This is a genomic window from Streptomonospora alba, assembly GCF_000826685.1.
Classification (GTDB): Bacteria; Actinomycetota; Actinomycetes; order Streptosporangiales; family Streptosporangiaceae; genus Streptomonospora; species Streptomonospora alba.
On sequence record NZ_JROO01000031.1, the window covers coordinates 76,380 to 93,888 of the forward strand.

General features: G+C 72.5%; 13 protein-coding genes. 6 read left to right on the forward strand and 7 right to left on the reverse strand.

The features are described 5' to 3' along the window. Positions 1-215 precede the first annotated feature (215 nt). From LP52_RS16390 to LP52_RS16400, 3 genes are all read left to right on the forward strand, one after another. The gene (locus LP52_RS16390) at positions 216-1,352 is read left to right on the forward strand and encodes an MFS transporter (protein WP_084723269.1); all 1,137 of its coding nucleotides are present in this window, start codon (positions 216-218) and stop codon (positions 1,350-1,352) included. Positions 1,353-1,476: 124 nt separating this feature from the next. After that, a complete protein-coding gene (locus tag LP52_RS16395) occupies positions 1,477-2,847 on the forward strand; it encodes a four-carbon acid sugar kinase family protein (RefSeq protein WP_040274698.1) in 1,371 nt (456 codons plus the stop codon). Between the two features lie 193 nt (positions 2,848-3,040). Beyond that, positions 3,041-4,162: an adenosine deaminase gene (locus LP52_RS16400; RefSeq protein ID WP_040274699.1), complete on the forward strand. Its 1,122-nt coding sequence runs from the start codon at positions 3,041-3,043 to the stop codon at positions 4,160-4,162. 165 nt (positions 4,163-4,327) lie between these two features. Here LP52_RS16400 and LP52_RS16405 read toward each other — a convergent pair whose 3' ends face one another. The 3 genes from LP52_RS16405 to LP52_RS16415 form a co-directional block, all read right to left on the reverse strand. Then, complete coding sequence (locus LP52_RS16405; protein ID WP_338011645.1) at positions 4,328-4,642, reverse strand: DUF4873 domain-containing protein; 315 nt, start codon at positions 4,640-4,642, stop codon at positions 4,328-4,330. Positions 4,643-4,709: 67 nt separating this feature from the next. After that, positions 4,710-6,284 (reverse strand): flavin-containing monooxygenase, encoded by a 1,575-nt coding sequence (locus tag LP52_RS16410; RefSeq protein ID WP_238580947.1) that lies wholly within the window; start codon positions 6,282-6,284, stop codon positions 4,710-4,712. A 107-nt stretch (positions 6,285-6,391) separates the two neighbouring features. After that, positions 6,392-7,348 carry an AurF N-oxygenase family protein gene (locus LP52_RS16415; RefSeq protein ID WP_040274703.1) on the reverse strand — a complete coding sequence of 319 codons (957 nt, stop codon included), beginning with the start codon at positions 7,346-7,348 and terminating at the stop codon, positions 6,392-6,394. A gap of 241 nt (positions 7,349-7,589) precedes the next feature. Here LP52_RS16415 and LP52_RS16420 point away from each other — a divergent pair, with 241 nt between their 5' ends. Next, a complete protein-coding gene (locus LP52_RS16420; protein WP_040274705.1) occupies positions 7,590-8,426 on the forward strand; it encodes a MerR family transcriptional regulator in 837 nt (278 codons plus the stop codon). A 1-nt stretch (position 8,427) separates the two neighbouring features. On the opposite strand, the gene LP52_RS16425 is transcribed toward LP52_RS16420, so the two are convergent. Further along, the gene (locus LP52_RS16425) at positions 8,428-9,363 is read right to left on the reverse strand and encodes an alpha/beta fold hydrolase (protein ID WP_040274707.1); all 936 of its coding nucleotides are present in this window, start codon (positions 9,361-9,363) and stop codon (positions 8,428-8,430) included. A 121-nt stretch (positions 9,364-9,484) separates the two neighbouring features. After that, the gene (locus LP52_RS16430) at positions 9,485-11,350 is read right to left on the reverse strand and encodes a GMC oxidoreductase (RefSeq protein WP_052809930.1); all 1,866 of its coding nucleotides are present in this window, start codon (positions 11,348-11,350) and stop codon (positions 9,485-9,487) included. A gap of 216 nt (positions 11,351-11,566) precedes the next feature. Between LP52_RS16430 and LP52_RS16435 the strand changes: the two genes are divergently transcribed. Then, the gene (locus tag LP52_RS16435; RefSeq protein ID WP_040274708.1) at positions 11,567-12,190 is read left to right on the forward strand and encodes a DUF6230 family protein; all 624 of its coding nucleotides are present in this window, start codon (positions 11,567-11,569) and stop codon (positions 12,188-12,190) included. 4 nt (positions 12,191-12,194) lie between these two features. After that, a complete protein-coding gene (locus LP52_RS16440; RefSeq protein WP_040274710.1) occupies positions 12,195-13,811 on the forward strand; it encodes a DUF6114 domain-containing protein in 1,617 nt (538 codons plus the stop codon). Between the two features lie 146 nt (positions 13,812-13,957). Here the strand turns inward: LP52_RS16440 and LP52_RS16445 are convergent, their stop codons facing one another. Next, positions 13,958-15,847: a UvrD-helicase domain-containing protein gene (locus tag LP52_RS16445; protein ID WP_052809931.1), complete on the reverse strand. Its 1,890-nt coding sequence runs from the start codon at positions 15,845-15,847 to the stop codon at positions 13,958-13,960. A 983-nt stretch (positions 15,848-16,830) separates the two neighbouring features. Beyond that, complete coding sequence (locus tag LP52_RS16450) at positions 16,831-17,367, reverse strand: hypothetical protein (protein WP_157036356.1); 537 nt, start codon at positions 17,365-17,367, stop codon at positions 16,831-16,833. Between the last annotated feature and the right edge of the window lie 142 nt (positions 17,368-17,509).

The window sequence follows — 17,509 nt, forward strand, 5'->3', positions numbered from 1 at the left end:
GAGCGGGCTTGCCGGGGCGTCCGCGGGGTCGTTCTCGGCGTCGAGAGCGGCACCACGGACACCCCCGACGCGGGACACGCCCGCGCAGCGGTGCCCCGAAGCGCTGTGGACGACCGACCGCGACTAACGTCGGACGTGTGGACGAGGGGACCGCGGTAGGGGGCCACGTCGGCCACCGGGCCGGCAGCAGCGGATACCGGCGCATCGTCGTGGCGATGACCGCCGCAGGCGTCGCCACGTTCGCCCAGCTCTACGCGGTTCAGGCGGTGCTTCCGGGGCTCGCCGACACCTTCGCCGCGTCGGCCTCCAGCGTGGCGCTCAGCGTCTCCTTCGCCACCGGCGGCCTCGCCGCTTTCGTGCTGGTGTGGAGCGGCATCGCCGACCGCATCGGCCGGGTCCGCGTGATGGCGATCGCGCTGACCGTCTCCACCGTGCTGGGGCTCGCCGCGCCCTTCTCGCCCGAGATGTGGTCGCTGCTGGTGCTGCGCGGGCTGCAGGGCGCCGCGCTGGGCGGGGTTCCGGCCGTGGCCATGGCCTACCTCGCCGAGGAGGTCCACCCCGCCCACCTTTCCCGCGTGGCTGGGATCTACATCGCCGGCAACACCGTCGGCGGAATGAGCGGGCGCCTGGTCGCCGGCGCCGTGGCCGACCTCGGCGGATGGCGCTGGGGAGTGGGGGCCGACTCGCTGCTGGCGCTGGCCGCGCTGATCGTGTTCGCCGCCGCCGTTCCGCGCACGCGCGGCTTCACTCCCAAGCCCCCCGGATCGTCGGGTCCGGGCCTGCTGCGGCGCGTGGGCTCGGCCGTGGCCGACCCCGGGCTGATCGCGCTCTACTGCCAGGCGCTGTTCCTCATGGGCGCCTTCGTCACCGTCTACAACTACCTGGCGTTTCGGATGACCGGCCCGCCTTTCGGGTTCTCGCAGACGGTGGTGGCGCTGCTGTTCGTCGCCTACCTCGCCGGCACGGCCGGGTCGGCGGTCGCCGGGCGCCTCGCCGAGCGGCTGGGGCGGCGCGCCGTGCTGCTGTCCGGCGTGGCCGCGATGGCCGGCTCCGCCGCGGTCCTGCTGGTCCCCGCCCTGGGCGCGGTGATCGCCGGGCTGCTGCTGTTCACCTTCGGCTTCTTCGCCGCCCACGCCACAGCCTCGGCCTGGGTGGGGCACCGGGCCACGGCCGCGCGCGCCCAGGCGGCGGCGCTCTACACCCTGGCCTACTATCTGGGCTCCAGCACGTTCGGCTGGCTGGGCGGCGTCTTCTACGACAACCTCGGCTGGCCTGCCGTCGTGGCCTACGTCCTGGGGCTGTGCGCCGCCTCGGTCCTGGCCGGAGCGGCGCTGCGCGAACGCCCGAGATGAGAGGCTCGGAACACGCGGACTGCGCCGCCGCACCCCGGCGCAGTCGGCCCGCACACCCGCCGCGCCCGCGGGCCGCGGCGCGGCCACCGCGTCCGGAACAGCGCAGCAGGAAGGGAAGGAAGCCGTGGCCCAGATCCTCGTCGTCGCCGACGACCTCACCGGCGCCAACGCCACCGGCGCCCGGTTCGCGCGCGCCGGTATGCGGGTCGCAACCGTCACGCCGGAACACGTCACCGCGGTCGCCGAGGAGTACGACGCGGTGGTGGCCAACCTCGACAGCCGCCACGCCTCCGCCGAGCAGGCCGCCGACCTGGTGACCGACGTCGTCGAGGCCATCTGGCCGGTCGGCCTGGTCGTCAAGCGCCTCGACAGCACCCTGCGCGGCAACGTCGGCGCCGAACTGGAGGCCGCCTGGCGGGCCGTGCGCGAACGCGTGCCTTCCCGCTACGCCGTGCGCGCCCTCGTGGTGCCCGCCTTCCCCACCGGCGGCCGAACGACGGTCGACGGCGTGCAGTTGCTGGGCGGGCGGCCCCTGGAGGAGACGGAACTCGCCCGCGACCCCTTCTGCCCGATGGACACCGGCGACGTCGCGACGATCATCGCCCGCCAGTCCGGCCTGTCCGTGCGCCTCCTGCCCGACCGGCCGGTCACCGACAGCATGCTCTCCGCCGACCTGCGCTCCGGCGACGAGCCCGTACTGGTCTGCGACGCGTCGGACGAGCAGCGCATCGAGAGCCTCGCCCGGGCCGCCGCCGAGGTCCACCGTGAGGACGGAACCGTGTGGGTGGCCGCCGATCCCGGACCCAGCGGCGCGCTGCTGGCCTACGCCCTGCGGCTGCGCGGCCAGACCGGCGCGCCGGGTCCGCTGCTGGCCGTGGCGGGCAGCGCCACCGAATTGGCCCGCCGCCAGTTCGACGCCTTGGCGCGTTCGGGGCCCGGGCACTTCGTCGACGTCGATCCCCTGCGTCTGGGGCACGGCGACCGCGAGTACACCGCCGAGATCACCCGGCAGCTCGTCGACCGGCTGACCTCCGCCGTCTTCCCCGACGTCGTCGTACTGCGGCTGCTCGAACCCTCGTCCGAGGAGACACCGGCGGCCGAACGCGCCCTGCCGGCGCGCGTGGCCGAGCTGCTCGCCGATGTGGTCGCGGAGGTGGAGGAGGATGCCGGCAGCCACGCGCTGCCCAGCGGCCTGTTCCTCGTCGGCGGCGACACCACCGCCAGCGCGTTCGACGCCCTGGGCGTGCACGGTTTCGAGATCGCCGGCGAGGTGCTGCCGCTGGCCGTACTCGGCACACTCAGTGGAGGACGGCTGGAGGGCGTCCCCGCGGTGGTCAAGGGCGGGCTGGTGGGCGACGAGTCGGCGGCGGTGGAATGCCTCGGCCGACTGCGCCGCGCCGCACGCGCCCGACTGCAGCAGGTGCACTCGGAGGTCTCCGAGCACGTCCTGCCTCCGGCCGATCCCTCCGCCCACAGCCCCATCCGCCCCGTCTGAGCCCGTCGCGGGCGCTTGCGGGCGAGCCCGCAAGCGGGTGGCGGGGAGCGTTTCGGCGGTGGGCGACGGGTGGGCGGCGTCACTCCGCCCCCCGCACCCGCGCGAACGGGTGTTGGTCTAGACTGCCGGGCAATTTATCCAGCTGAGGGCACTCGCCTTCAGCGCCCGAGCAGGACGTAGACCAAGGAGGACGATGACACGACTCGCCCGCGAAACGATCCGGCGCCTGCCCAAGGTGCTGCTGCACGATCACCTCGTCGGCGGGCTCCGCCCGCAGACCGTGCTCGATCTGGCCGCCCGGAGCGGCACGACCGGGCTTCCCGCCGAGGACCCGGCCCGGTTGCGCGCCTGGTTCCGCGCCGCCGCGCCGACACCCGAGGAGCGGGGCCGGCGCCTGGATCCGGTCGTCGCGCTGCTGCAGGACGCTCCGTCCCTGACGCGGGCCGCCGCCGAATGCGTCCAGGACCTCGCCGCGGACGGCGTCGTCTACGCCGAGGTCAAGCTCGCTCCCGAGCAGCACACCGAGGGCGGCCTGACCCGCGAGCAGGTCGTCGACGCGGTGCTGGAAGGGGTGCGGGTCGGTCAGGCCAAGGCACGCCTGTTCGGCGGCGACGTCGACGTGCGGCTGCTGCTGACGGCGATGCGCCAAGCCGCCGACTCGCTGGAGATCGCCGACCTGGCGGTGCGCTACCGCTACGCCGGCGTGGTCGGCTTCGACATCGCCGGCCCCGAGGCCGGCTACCCGCCCACGCGTCACATCTCCGCGTGCGAGCACGTCAAGCGCGCCAACTTCCACCTGACCCTGCACGCCGGCGAGGGGTTCGGGCTGTCCTCCATCTGGGAGGCGATCCAGTGGTGCGGCGCCGACCGGATCGGCCAGGGCGTGCGCATCGTCGACGACATCGCCGTGGCCGAGGACGGCTCGGCCAAGCTGGGCGAGCTCGCCGCCTACATCCGGGACACGCGCATCCCGCTGGAACTGTGCCCGGCGTCCAACGTCGCGAGCGGGGTACTGCCGTCGCTGGCCGAGCACCCGGTGGACACGCTGCGCCGGCTGCGGTTCCGTGTCACGGTCAACACCGACAACCGGCTGCTGGACAGCGGCGGCCTCACCGAAGAGCTGGCGCGACTCTGCGAGCAGTTCGGCTACACGGCCGAGACGCTGCGCTGGCTCACGGTCAACGCGATGAAGTCGGCCTTCATCGGCCACGACGAGCGGCTGGCGCTCATCGACAGGGTGATCAAGCCCGGCTATGCCGAGCTGGAGAGCCGCTGGGCCAGCGCGGCGTTCTTCCGCCAAGAGGACCCCTGGTAAACGGGCGGGAACCGGATCCGCGGTGCGATGCGCGTCCGCGGCCGGTGCGGGCCCCCTTCTGCCGGTGCGCGCACCGCGCGCCCCGCGCTCGCAACGGAGCGCAGGGCGCCTACGGCGCGTTCCGGGGCGGACGGTCCCCTCTTTCGAATCCGCCCCGGACGGCTGTCAGTCTTCGTCGGGCGTCACCTGCGGGACCGCGAAGGGCGGGGTGCCGCTGCCGACGATGCGGTATCCGCCCCACACGTTGGTCTCGGCGAGCTTGCCCCGGCCCTCGTGGCCTTCGGGGGTGCGCAGCACGATCGCGGTGTCACCGGACGTGTAGGCCGCGTCGGCGACCGGGTCGGCGGAGACGCGGCCCACCCACCGGTAGCCGCCCTCCAGAGGATCGAAATGCCCGGAGACGTGCACCTCGACCTCGGCCTCGGCGCCGCCGGCGACCAGGGTCGCCGGTCCGTGGTACTCCTCCTCGTCGTCGCCCATACCGCTCACGGCGACCTCCTTCCCGCTTCCGGCCGGGGCTCTCGGCTGCAGCGCGTGCTCGCGGCGGTCACCGCGGCGCGAGCGCCCCGCGCGCCTCGGCCCGCGCGCCCTGCCGGCTGCGCGTGCGCTCAGCGCCCGGGACGGCGCCCAGGTGGTAGTTGCCGGGGTCGAAACGGCCGGTGCGCAGCTTGTAGTCCCAGGTGAATCCGGGCCACAGGGTGGTGTTGCGGCCCTGGTCGTTGAGGTACCAGCTGTCGCAGCCGCCGGTGACCCACACGGTCCCTTCCATCTTCTTCTGCACCCACTGGGTGTAGGCCTCCTGCGCCTCGGCGCGCGGCTCCAGCCGGTCGGTGCCGCGGTCGTGGGCGTAGCGCAGCGCGGCCATGGTGTAGCCGACCTGGGCTTCGAGCATGAACAGCTGGGAGGTGTGACCCAGTCCGGTGTTCGGGCCGGCCAGCACGAACAGGTTGGGATAACCGGCGACGGTGGTGCCTCGAAGCGCGCTCATGCCCGCCTCCTGATTCCAGCGGTCGGCCAGCAGCACACCCTCGGCGTCGCGGATCCGGTGGGCGATGGGGCTGTCGGTGACGTGGAACCCGGTGCCGAATATCAGCGTGTCCACCTCGTGGCGGGTGCCGTCGCGGGTGACGACGGCATCGGGCTGGACCTCGGCGATGGAGTCGGTGACCACATCCACGTTGGGCGCGTTCAGCGCCGGATAGTAGTCGTTGGACAGCAGGATGCGCTTGCAGCCGATGGTGTAGTCGGGGATCAGCTTGCGGCGCAGTTCGGGGTCCTTCACACCGCGCCGGAGGTTGGCCAGCGCGAGCTTCTCGACGACCGTGAGCAGTCGCGTGTTCTTGGCGAAGCCGAAGATGTAGTTCTCCCGGCCCCAGTAGATGAGGGTGCGGGCCAGGCGCTGGACCGCCGGCACGGCGTTGTAGATCCGCCGCTCCAGGGCGGTGATGTTGCGGTCGTGCCGCGGGATCACCCAGGGCGGGGTGCGCTGGAACACCCGCATCTCGCCGACCTTGGGCTGGATCTCGGGGATGAACTGGATCGCCGAGGCGCCCGTGCCGACCACGCCGACCTTGCGGCCGGTGAGGTCGTGGTCGTGGTCCCAGGTGGCGGAGTGGAAGACCCTTCCCTCGAACGAGTCGAGCCCGGGCAGGTCGGGGATGGACGGGTCGGCCAGCGGGCCGCAGCCGGTGACCAGGAACTGCGCGGTGACCGTGCCGCCGGTGGTGTGCACCCGCCAGCGGTTGCCCTCGGGCTCCCAACGGGCCTCGGTCACATCGTGGCCGAAGCGCACGTGGCGGACCACGTCGTAGTCCTTGGCCACCCGGCGCAGGTAGTCCCAGATCTCGGGCTGCGGCGAGAAGCTGCGGCTCCAGTCGGGGTTGGGAGCGAAAGAGAAGGAGTACAGGTGCGAGGGGACGTCGCACGCGGCACCGGGGTAGGTGTTGTCGCGCCAGGTGCCGCCGACGTCGTCGGCGCGCTCCAGCAGCACGATGTCTTCGAGCCCGGCCTGTTTGAGCCGGACCGCTGTGCCGATTCCGGCGAACCCGGTGCCGATGACGGCGACCCGGTAATGGGGAGGCGCCGCCTCCTGGTTCTCGGACACGTCCTGGGCTTCGGTCACGTCAGCCGATCCTTTCCGGCCGGTCGAGCGGGCGGTCGGCCCGCCGGGCCCGCGCGCAGCGCAGCGGGGCCCGGCGGGGCGGCCGGCGGTGGAGCCGGCCCGGTAGCTCAGGCGCGTTGAGTTTCCGGGCCGGCGGTCGAGGGGGCGGGTGCGTCGCGGCGGCCCAGCAGCCCGGCCTTGCGCCACAGGAATCGGCCGGGGCCCGAGATGGCGCCTGCGCGGTCGAGGGTGGCCACGACCTTGCGGGCCGCCCAGGTCTTCGTGTCGATCCAGTGGGGGTTGCGGCGGGCGGCCTTGCGTGCCGCGCGGGGATCGAGGCCGACGCGCTCGTAGACCTTGGGGCTGATCAGCCGCGTCGCCGAGTAGTAGACGACCAGGCCCAGGACGAAGCGGCTGTAGTGCTGGACGAGGGGTCCGCGCTTCTGCCAGTCGCGCGCGAACTCCTCGCGGGCGTAGCGCATGTGCCGCGCCTCTTCCACGACGTGGATGCGCGAGACCGCCCGGGTCAGGGGCTCCAGCTCCTCGTCGGCCATGATCTCCCGCTGGAGCTGGTCGAGGATCTCCTCGACGAACAGCGCGCCGCTGAAGGTCAGGGGGCCGTTGGAGATCGTCTTGAAGACCTTGCCCAGGAAGTGCGTGACGGGGTCGAGCCGGTAGAAGGGGGCGTCGAGCTTGCCCAGCAGCTTGGCGAACATGACCGAGTGCCGGCATTCGTCGGCGATCTCGGTGTAGGCGTACTGCACGTGGTTGGTGGTGGGATCGCGGTCGTAGGCATGGCGCACGAGCATCTGCATCAGGATCGTCTCGAACCAGATCCCGATGCTGGCGACGCTGGCGATCTCCTGGCGGCTGAGCTCCTTGCGCTGGTCCTCGGTGAGCGTCTCCCACAGCTCGGTGCCGTAGAGGGAGATCCGCTCGGGCCGGATCGCGTACAGGTCCGGATCGACGGGGGCGTCCCAGTCGATCTCCACGAGGGGGTCGAAGGACGCCTTGGCCGACGAGCGCAGCAGGCGTTTGGCGATGTCTTCGCGGTCGGTCGTGCGGGTCTGCGGCTCAACGGTCAACGTCGGTCCTCCTTGTCCTCATCCGGCGACGGCCCGGCGGTCGCCGTCCCGCGGGCCGCACCCTGAGGGTGGGATGTGATCTCGTCCACACCGTGGATGCCGAAACATTACAACGGTCATTGTCACAATTCAAGTGGTAGATGAAAGGCGGAGGAAGCGGCGCCACGAGGGCGCCGCGGCCGCTTGAGGCGCGCTCGCGCGACTCCGCGAGACCTCGGCCGCGACGCCCTAGGCTTGGGGCATGGCCGAATACCGCATCGACGAGTTGGCGCGGCTCTCTGGGACGACGGTGCGAAACGTCCGCGTCTACCAGGACCGGGGGCTCCTCTCGCCGCCCCGCCGCGAAGGCCGCGTGGGCATCTACACCGAGGCCCACCTGGCGCGCTTGCGGCTGATCGGCCAGTTGCTCAAACGGGGCTACACCTTCGCCAACATCAGCGAGCTCATCACCGTCTGGGAGCGCGGCGGCGACCTCCAGGACATCCTCGGCTTCGAGTCGGCCATGGGCGACCCCTGGTCGGACGAGATCCCCGGCTACATCACCATGTCCGAGCTGCGCACGATGTTTCCGGGACAGGTCAGCGCACCCAACATCACCCGTGCGCTGCGGTTGGGCCTGATCGAGCGCGAAGGGCTGCGCTTCCGCGTGCCGAGTCCCCGGCTCCTCAACGCCGGTGGGGAGCTTGTGGCGGCGGGCATGGACCTGAGTACCGTGCTGGACATCTCCGAGCGGCTGAAGGAGCGCGTCGGCGCCCTCGCCGGCGAGCTGGTGCGCACGGTGGCCGACCACATCCTCGCTCAGCACGCTCCCCAGGGCCTCCTGCAGGGCGAGGAGATCGCCGAGACCGCCACGCTGGTGCGCCGGCTGCGGCCGCTGGCCCAGACCGCCGTCGACGCGATGCTCGCCGACGCCATGGCCCGAAGCCTGCAGGAGGTGCTGGGCGAGCACTTCGCCGAGGTGCTCGAACACATCAACGAGCGCAAGAGCGCCGCGGACGGCGTCGATACCGAGGACGGCGACGCGCCCGGCGACGGGCCGGACGGCGGGGCCGCCGAGGCCGGGCAGCGCTCGGCCTGAGTCACTGCGCGGGCCCCGCCATCGCGGCACGGCACAGTGCGGACAGCTCCGCGCCGACCGCCTCCGGCGCCTCGAAGGGGAGCATGTGCCCGCAGGCGGGCAGCATCCGCAGCTGCGCTCGCGGCAGCCCCCGGGCGAGTTCCCGGGGGAGGCGCCTGCCGATCAGGCGGTCGCGCCCGCCCGCGAGCACGCGCACCGGCAGCGCGCCCAGCGCGCCGAGTCCGCTGCTCAGGTCGTCGCCGGTCAGGGACTCGTAATAGCCCGCGACCACATCGGTGGGGGTGCTGTGGACGAGCTCGGCGCACTCGCGCACGTGCAGCGGATCGGCGGCGGGTCCGAAGGCCGCCCGCCGGACCGCGGCCCGGTAGGCGGTCGTGTGCGGGGGAAGCAGGAGGCGCAGCCGGTCGACGGCGGCGGGCGCCCGCCCCAGCGCGCGCACCGCGGTCCGCCGGGCGGCGCCCGCCATCTGCGCACCGAGCGGCCGGCCGGGACCGGGCTCCAGTCGACCCGCCGCGGTGGCCGCCAGCAGTACCCCGGCGACCCGCTCGGCGACGAGGCCGGGATGCGCGGCGGCCAGCGCCATGATCGCCCGGCCGCCCATGGAGTGCCCGCCCAGCACCACCGGTCCCTCCGGGGCGCAGGTCTGCAGGACCTGCCTCAGGTCGTCTCCGAGAGCCGCGTTGCCCAGGGGACGGCTGCCCCGGGTGGAACCGCCGTGGCCGCGCTGGTCCCAGCGGACGGTGCGCACCGCGCCGTCGGGGTCGGCGGACAAGCGGGTGGCCTGCAGGCGCCAGGTGTCGGAGGACATCATCCAGCCGTGGCCGAGCACGGCGGTCACGGGCGCGTCGGCCGGACCGCGGATGTGCACCCGCAGTTCGGCGCCGTCGGTCGTGTGCACGATCCGGGTCCGGTCGGCGGCATGGCGCAGGGGGATCACGGGTGCCTCCTTCGTGTCGTGGCGCCTCCTCGGCCGCGGTACCGGGGGAGGCCGCGGCCGAGGAGGCGGGTGGAAGCGGGCCGGGCCGCCGCCGCGCGGCGCCCCGACCGGCCCGGGTCGGTCAGGTCGGGCGGGTCGCCTCCGCGGAGCCGGAGTCGGCCTCGCGATTCTCGACCACGCTCAGCGGCAGCGGGACGGTGAAGCGCAGCTCCGCCATCGCCCCTGCCGGGACCGCCGGGTTGTTCGGGAACACCGGGTCGATTCGGCGGTAGGCCTCGCCGGGAGCGGGACGGGGGTCCTCCTCGCCCTTGTTGGGCCAGCACGACATCGCCCGCTCCGCCTGAGCGGTGATGGTCAGCGACGGGTTGACGCCGAGGTTCGCCGAGACCGCCGAGCCGTCGACCACGTGCACGCCGGGATGGCCGTAGAGCCGGTGGTAGGGGTCGACGACCCCCTCCTCGGGGGAGGAGCCGATCGGGCACCCGCCCAGGAAGTGCGCGGTCAGCGGGATGTCCAGCACCTCGCCGATCGTGCCGCCGGCGTGGCCGTCGATCTCCTCGGCCAGGCGGGTCATCACCTCCTGGCCCTGGGGGATCCAGGTGGGATTGGGCTCGCCGTGGCCCTGGCGCGAGCTCAGCACCCGCCCGCCCAGCAGGCCGCGCTTGGTGAACGTCGTCAGCGAGTTGTCCAGCGACTGCATGACCAGGCCGATGATCGTGCGCTCGGAGAAGCGCCGCACCGAGAGGCTGCGCGCGAAGACGCGGGGGTTGCGCGCGGCCACCCCCAGGAACCGAAGCCACCGCGGAACGCGGCCGCCGCCGGGTACCTGCACCGTGGCCAGCAGTCCCATCGCGTTGGACCCCTTGCCGTAGCGGACCGGCTCCACGTGGGTGCGGGAGTCGGGGTGCATCGACGACGTGATGGCCACGCCCTGGGAGAAGTCCTCGGCCGGCTCGACGTCCTTGTCCATCGCCCCGGCCAGCGACTCGGAGTTCGTCCGCGTCAGCGTGCCCAGCCGGTCGGAGATCCGCGGCAGCATGCCGTTCTCGCGCATGCGGTGCAGCAGCGTCTGGGTGCCGTAGGTGCCGGCGGCCACCACCACGTGGCGGGCGGTGAAGGTGCGGGCGTACTTGCGCCTGCGCGGTGCGCCGGTGGCCAGCGTGTCCACCGCGTAGCCGGCGCCCTCGGGGGCGTCGGCGGGCAGTTCGCGCAGCCGCTCCACGGTGGTCATGGGGTGGACCACCGCGCCGTCGCGCTCGGCGAAGTACAGGTAGTTCTCGGTGAGCGTGTTCTTGGCGCCGTGACGGCAGCCGGTCATGCACGAACCGCACTCGGTGCAGGCGTTGCGCTTGGGCCCGGCGCCGCCGAAGTAGGGGTCGCCGCCGCACTCGCCCGGCGCGGCGCGGTGGTCGCCGTCGCCGTCGTCGCCGTCACCGAAGTAGACGCCGACGGGCGCCAGGTGGAAGCTCTCGCCCACCCCCATGTCGTCGGCGACCTTCTTCAGGTGCACGTCGGAAGGGGTCATCGTCGGGTTGGTGCGCACGCCGAGCATGCGGCGGGCCTGGTCGTAGTAAGGGGCGAGCTCCGAGCGCCAGTCGGTGATGTCGCGCCACTGCGGGTCTTCGTAGAAGTCGTCGAGCGGGGTGTAGAGGGTGTTGGCGTAGTTCAGCGAACCTCCGCCGACTCCGGCGCCCGCCAGGATCATCACGTCACGCAGCAGGTGTATGCGCTGGATGCCGTACATGCCCAGTCGGGGCGCCCATATGAAGTTCTTCACATCCCATGAGGTCTTTGGGAGAGTCTCCGGGGTGAAGCGGCGGCCGGATTCGAGGATGCCGACGCGGTAGCCCTTTTCGGTCAGTCGCAGGGCGCTGACGGCACCTCCGAAACCCGAGCCGATGACGACGACGTCGTAGTCGAAACCGTCTGAGCCGGGGGCCGCCGCCTGGCCCTCCTGGGGGGTTGTGTATGTCTCGTGGGTTGCCACGGCCTCGCCTTCCTGAGCCGTCCATGCTGCTGAGGGCCGTCCTCGCGGCGGAAGTCGCACGTGAGGCAGGCGGTTGGAAATGTGACATCAACTATTGTAATGTTCATCACCTACCAGCGGGTAAGGTGTCCTGGTTAACACATCGCCGCGCATACCTCACACCCCCTCGCCCCGTCGCGGACACCGGCATTCGTTGTCCGTAAAGGAGGAAGTTCAATGGCAGAGGAGACGACTGCGGAGGCCCCCCGGGCGTCCGGCGGCACCGCCTGGAAGCGGTTCGCTCTCACGTTCATCCCGGCGCTCGGCGCTGCGGGGATCCTCGTCGGCCTGACCGCCCAGGGCACCCTCGCCGCGTCGTTCGCGGTCTCGGGCGAGAGTTTCAAGGTCTCGGCGGATCAGCTCGCCGGAACCGGCTTCGCCCAGTACGCCGACACCGCGACGTCCGCCGACGGCACGGAGCACCCCGTCGCGCTCTCGGTCATCGACCACGCGGAGCTCAGCAACCTCTGCCAGTCGGTGCTGATGGACACCGGAGTCGGTGAAGTGACGCTGCTCGTCAAGGCCGGCCAGGGCGACAAGCCGGCGGTCGCCGAGAACATGGTCATCGACGTCGAGCAGCTCTCCGGCGACGCCGAGTTCACCCAGATGGAGATCGGCCGCGACGCCAGCACGGTCGAGAACGCCACAGGCAAGACCGGCGAGGTCGGCGCCTTCGGCCAGCAGGCGGACAAGATCACCATCGACGGGCTCCGGCAGACGGCATGGTCCGTCAACGCCGGTACCTTCAGCCTCACCGGTCTGAAGTTGAGCGTGAAGCCCGGAAACCACGAGTGCTACTGATTCCATGACCCGAAACGGCACCTCACGCAGCTGGCGCACCGCACGCGCGGCGTTCCGGCAGTGGCGCGGCGCCCGCCCTTTCTGGGGCGGCCTGCTGATTCTCCTCGCCGGAATCATCATCGTCGCGGCGCCCGTACTCAACCCTCTCGATCTGATCGTGGAGCAGGGCGTCGCGGGGATCTCCGGCTATTTCGCCGGACTGCTGCTGATGGCGGTCGGCGTGCTGGTGTGGCTGCAGCCGCCGCAGCGCTTCTTCTACGGCATCGCAGCGGTGCTGCTCTCGCTCGTCTCCTTCGTGACCTCCAACTTCGGCGGATTCGTCTTCGGGATGCTCTTCGGCTTGATCGGCGGTGCGCTGACCGCGGCCTGGGTACCCGACCGCGCGCGGAGAACCGCGTCGGAGAGCCCGTCCTCGCCGGCGCGCAAGCGCCTGGCGGGACTGCGCGGCAGCAGAGCGGGGCGCGCGAGCGAGGCCGAGACCGCGGTACAGCCTGCCTCCGAGGCCGCCGCAGACGAGTCGGACTCCGGTGCGGGGGACCCGTCCGCACCCGGCTCCCGGACCGGCCCGGCGGAGGACGAGACGGGTCCTGCGCGGGAGATAGGGGATTCCGCGCAGGACTCCGCCCACGACGCGTCGGACACGGGCTCCACGGGGTCCCGGGCCGGCGGCGCCACCTATTTCACGTCGCCCACCCCTTCGAGCGGCGCCGCCGCGGGGCGCCGGCGCCCCGCGGACGAGGCCGCCCCGGGCTCCGACGAGGGCTTATCGGCCGGCGACGGCGGCCCCTCGGGCGGCGGCCGGATGCACTCGCTGGCCGCGATCGCCGCGGCACTGGTCTTCGCGGTCCCCGCCCCGGCTGCCGCGACCTGGCCGTGGGACGACTGGTTCGGCGGCGACAGCGGGGAGGAGACCGCCGAGCCCGACCCGTCGGCCACTCCGACCCCCTCGCCGACGCCGTCGCCCTCCGGCGGCGCGGACGACGGCGCCGGTGGTGCACAAGGCGAGCAGGACGGCTCCGCCGAAGAGGCGGAGGACGGCGAGGGCGAAGAGGAGGAGGCGCCCGAGGCCGCCGAGGAGTGCTCTGTCCAGGAGGGCCCCGCCTCGATGAGCGAGGAGGAGTTCCGCGCCCTGCTGGAGGCCTGCCGCCAGGCCAAGGAGGACGGCGAGGCCCCGGACTTCCAGGTCCGGCAGGGCGACCCGCCGGAGGGCGACGGCCGATGGCTCGCCCACACCGACACCTCAGGGCTCAGTGCCGACACTCTCAGCATGAGCGGCGCGGCCTTCGAGGGCGTGGTCGAGTACCCCGTCCAGGGCGGCACCGTGCGCTACCTCAAGATGTCCATGGACACCGCGGAACTCAGCGGCGCCCGGCAGTGGGCCGAGCACGCGGGTACCACCACATCGCTGGAGATCCCGGAGATGACCATGTCGGGAGACGTCGTCATGCACGTCACCCGGATGAAGGTGCGGATCCTGGGCATCCCGCTGGAGTTCACGCCGGACTTCCCGCCCCCGCTGCTCCTGCCGTCGATGACGGTCACCGACCTGGAGGCCGACCAGCCGCTGGCCCAGGCCCAGACGGTCAACATCACCGGGCTCGACGAGCAGGTGGAGAGCTGATCCCAGTCGGCGTCGGCGGTCGCACCCGCGGCCGCCCGCCCGTGCCGGAGCGACGATCGGTTTCCGGCAAGTACAGACGCGCGGTGGGGGCGGTCACGAAGCCGTCCCCACCGCGCTTTCGTGTCAGCGGGAGTCTGCGGCTCCCCTCAGACGCCCGACAGGGCCTCGGCGGACGCGTCGACGCCGGCATCGGAGCCGGCGCCCGGCGTGGGGGGCAGCAATCGGCTGGGCGCGCCGACGTAGGAGACGTACAGCGCGTCCCGGGCCCGGGTGCAGGCGACGAACAGCAGATTGCGTTCCTGCTGGTACACCTGCTCCAGAGCCACAGGATCGCCCTCGGCCGAATCGATCGCGGCCTTGGGCGGCAGCAGCGGCTCGCTCATGCCCCCGATCGCCAGGCACCGGAACTCCTGGCCCTTGAGCCGGTGCATCGTGCCCACACGCACCGCGCGAACGCCCTCGGCCGAGTCCAGGGGAGCGGTGGGCACGCCGCGGGCCTGCAGTTCCTTGGCTATGTGGCGGACGACCCAGTGATTGCGCCCGGCCACGGCGATCGAGGCGGGGTCGACGCCCGCCTCCAGCCAGACGCGCACCCACTCGCCCATGGCGGTGCGCTCCTCGGCGCGCGAGGCGCACCCGCGCACGACGGGCTCGGGGCCGTGCAGCAGCGAGCGGTAGCCGGCGAGCATGTCGGCGGTGTCGTCCATGCCCACTGACGCGTGACGGGCCAGAACCGGCACGACCCAGTCGAGGATCTCCTGGGTGACCCGGTAGCTCACGCGCAGCCGGTGGCTGCGCCCGCGAACGTTGACGCCGAGCGAGGCCAGCGACACCCGGTTGTCGTAGATGCGCTGGTTCGGGTCGCCGACGACGAACAGGTCGTCGGGTCCGCTGGGCACGGCGGCGCGCAGCATCCGCCACTGCGCCGGGTGCAGATCCTGGGCCTCGTCGACGACGACGTGCCGGTACCGCGGCCCCGAGCGCGCCAGGGCCCGCGACGCCTCCAGCGCGAGCTGGGGGTAGCCCCACTCGTCGGCGACCTCCATCGCGCCGGTGTAGCGCTGCAGGGCCTCCCAGACGTGGGCGCGGTGCTCGGGCGCGAGGTGCAGCACGCGGCCGCTGCGCTCGCAGCGGATGTAGTCGGGCAGGCGGGTGATGTTCTGCGCGAGGATCACCTGCTCCCACTCGTCGACGAGGAACCGGCCGGAGTAGGGCAGCCCTTCGGCGCGGGCGGCCTCGCGCCAGCGCTCGCTCAGCTCCTCGCTGCCGAGCGCCTGGGGGCGGCGGCCGGTCCGCTCCTGGACCAGGGAGCGCGCGAGGCTGTCTACGGTGGCGACTTCGACGCGGTCACGCGGTTCGCGGTCGGGCAGGATGCGGTCCAGCTGCTGGGCCAGAGTCTGGGCCAGGACCCGGTTGAACGTGGTGAGCAGGACGCTCCGCCGTCCGTCGCGCGGGTAGCGGGCGGCGTCGCGGCGGGCGAGGTGCGCGGCTCTGTGCAGGGCGAGCACCGTCTTTCCGGTGCCGGGGCCGCCGGTCACCTGGGCCGACCCGGCGAAGCGCGCGTCGGCGAGGCGCTGCTGGCGGGGGTGCAGCGTGACCTGCCAGTCGGCGAAGGACTTGTCCAGGTCGGCCACGAGTTCCCGGGGGCCGAAGACCTGCGGGAGCGCGCTGCGGGCGCCGGCGCCGGAGTGCGCGGGAGCCGCTTCGCCGGACTCGGCGAACTCCGCGCCCGCCCCGGCGCCCGCGGCGGAGGGGTCCGGGGCCGGCAGCCCGCGGGCGAAGGCCGCGGCATCCTCGTGCGGGCGGATGGCGATGAGCCAGGCGGAGTCCTCCGCGCCGGGTGTGACCACCCCGGTCCACTCCTGCCCGATGCGCAGCAGGGCGACCCGGGAGTCGGCGGCTTCGGCGACGGCCTCGATCCTGGAGTCGTCGCCCGACACGTACTCCTCTACGGCCGCGAGTGCGGCGGCCTGGACCTCGTGGTCGAGTCGGGAGAATTCAGAGAGGAACGTCGGGGAAATGGCGATCTTGGGCACGTCTGCGTATTCCTCCGGTCGCAGTCCTGGCGTGGTATGGCGCGTACAGGGTGACGAAGGGCGATGGGGAGTAGGCGAAGAGAGCGTGCGGCGGGGGCTCGGGTTCGCGGGGGTCGGCGGAGGCGGGCGGGAGGTCGGCGCAACGGGGTGCAGGCGAGGCGAATCAGCCGCCGACCAGCACCTTCACCAGAAGTCATGCTCCTGCCTGATTTTGGGCAAACGCGACCGAAAGACCGATTGCCGGGCCGCGGCAACCGTTTCGCGCCCACAGAGAAGGCGCAGTTCAAGCGTGCTTTTTCGGGTGTGTGTTCGGCCGCGATCGCGCAGTGGCGCTCATCGGGGGTCCACAGGCCGGTCGAGCGGCCGATGGCGGGGTCCGTAAACGCTTATTCGGGCAGTCCGAAAGTCGATGCGCCGAACCGGAAGGCCGGTCGGCAAGGCGAAGCGCCTGTGTGGCTCATGGGCGGAGTGGGCCGTACGACGATGTCCGTTACCGCTGATGCGGAAGACGGCGCCGCCCGGCCCTCGGCGGCCGACCATCCGGCCGCAGCGCGGGCTGAGGTCCCTGCCGGGGCCCGTCCTACCCCGGCAGGGGCCTCAGCCGACGTGCTCGGCGAGTAAGGGCTCCGCTGTCCGGCGCCGCACACCGGGTGGAAGCGGTGCCGCGCAGGCCGCTCGGCCCCGGTGCCTGACGAGCGGGCAGCGGGCTGCGGGCGCCGGGGATCGGTCCGCCGGGACTCGGCCGTGAGGGGCGTCGGGGGCAACCGCGCCCATTGTCGGGGGATGATCACTTCGAGCCGCGCCGCCAAGCGATCGGTGAACAATGATCGCACGGACGACGGAACTCCGAGCACCGTTCTCAGGGACTGGTTTTGCTTACCTTGCGTATCTCTGGGGCGGTTTGCGGCAACAACACAATTCCACCGACCGGACGGGCCGTTCGAGGCGTGCCGGGTTTCGCAGCTGCGGCCCGCGCCGGACTCTCAGCCCCGGCTCCGCGCCTGCTCCAGCGGGCGCACACCCAGCGCTGTGGCCGTGAGCTCGGCGTCCGAGAACCGTGCGGTGTCCAGCCGGACTTCCGCCACGAGGCCGGGCTCCACCAGCCAGAACGCCAGGACGTCGGTGCGGTGTCCGTGGGCGCCGCCGTGGCTGAAGGGGCGCAGGTCCCAGGTCTGGACGTCGCGCTCGTGGTACTCGGCGAGAAACGCCCGCACCGCAGGCAGGTCCCCGAGGCGCCCGCCCCGCAGGATGTTGATCTTCAGATCGACGCTGTATCCGCCCTCCGGCAGCTCGCGTTCCCACACCCGCGAGGCGAAGGCGACGCCGCCCCACTCGGTGTGGAAGTCGGTGACCTGGTCGCCGATCCCCTCGGGCAGGTGGTCGACGGAGAACCCCGCCAGCTCGTGCATCCCGACCTCCTTGACCGCGCCGTCGGCCGGCGGCGCCGCAAGCGGCCCGGCACCGGCGGCGAGCACAGTGAAGACGAGCACGGTGAACAGGACACGGGTGGTCGAACCCATGGCGCACCTTTCGACGAAGCCGCCGGGCACCCCCTGCGGATGCCCGATCGCCTTCCATGCTCGAAGAGCGCCGTCCTGCCCACCACCTGGATTCCCGCTCTGTGGAAAAGCAGCCGCCGCGTGGCGTCCGGGCCCGTCTACG

What these genes read in the sequence shown, in the direction of transcription:
- LP52_RS16390 (WP_084723269.1), top strand. Translation starts at nt 216, where the DNA reads ATGACCGCCGCAGGCGTCGCCACGTTCGCCCAGCTCTACGCGGTTCAG.
- LP52_RS16400 (WP_040274699.1), top strand. Translation starts at nt 3,041, where the DNA reads ATGACACGACTCGCCCGCGAAACGATCCGGCGCCTGCCCAAGGTGCTG.
- LP52_RS16405 (WP_338011645.1), bottom strand. Translation starts at nt 4,642, where the DNA reads ATGGGCGACGACGAGGAGGAGTACCACGGACCGGCGACCCTGGTCGCC.
- LP52_RS16420 (WP_040274705.1), top strand. Translation starts at nt 7,590, where the DNA reads ATGGCCGAATACCGCATCGACGAGTTGGCGCGGCTCTCTGGGACGACG.
- LP52_RS16435 (WP_040274708.1), top strand. Translation starts at nt 11,567, where the DNA reads ATGGCAGAGGAGACGACTGCGGAGGCCCCCCGGGCGTCCGGCGGCACC.
- LP52_RS16440 (WP_040274710.1), top strand. Translation starts at nt 12,195, where the DNA reads ATGACCCGAAACGGCACCTCACGCAGCTGGCGCACCGCACGCGCGGCG.
- LP52_RS16450 (WP_157036356.1), bottom strand. Translation starts at nt 17,367, where the DNA reads ATGGGTTCGACCACCCGTGTCCTGTTCACCGTGCTCGTCTTCACTGTG.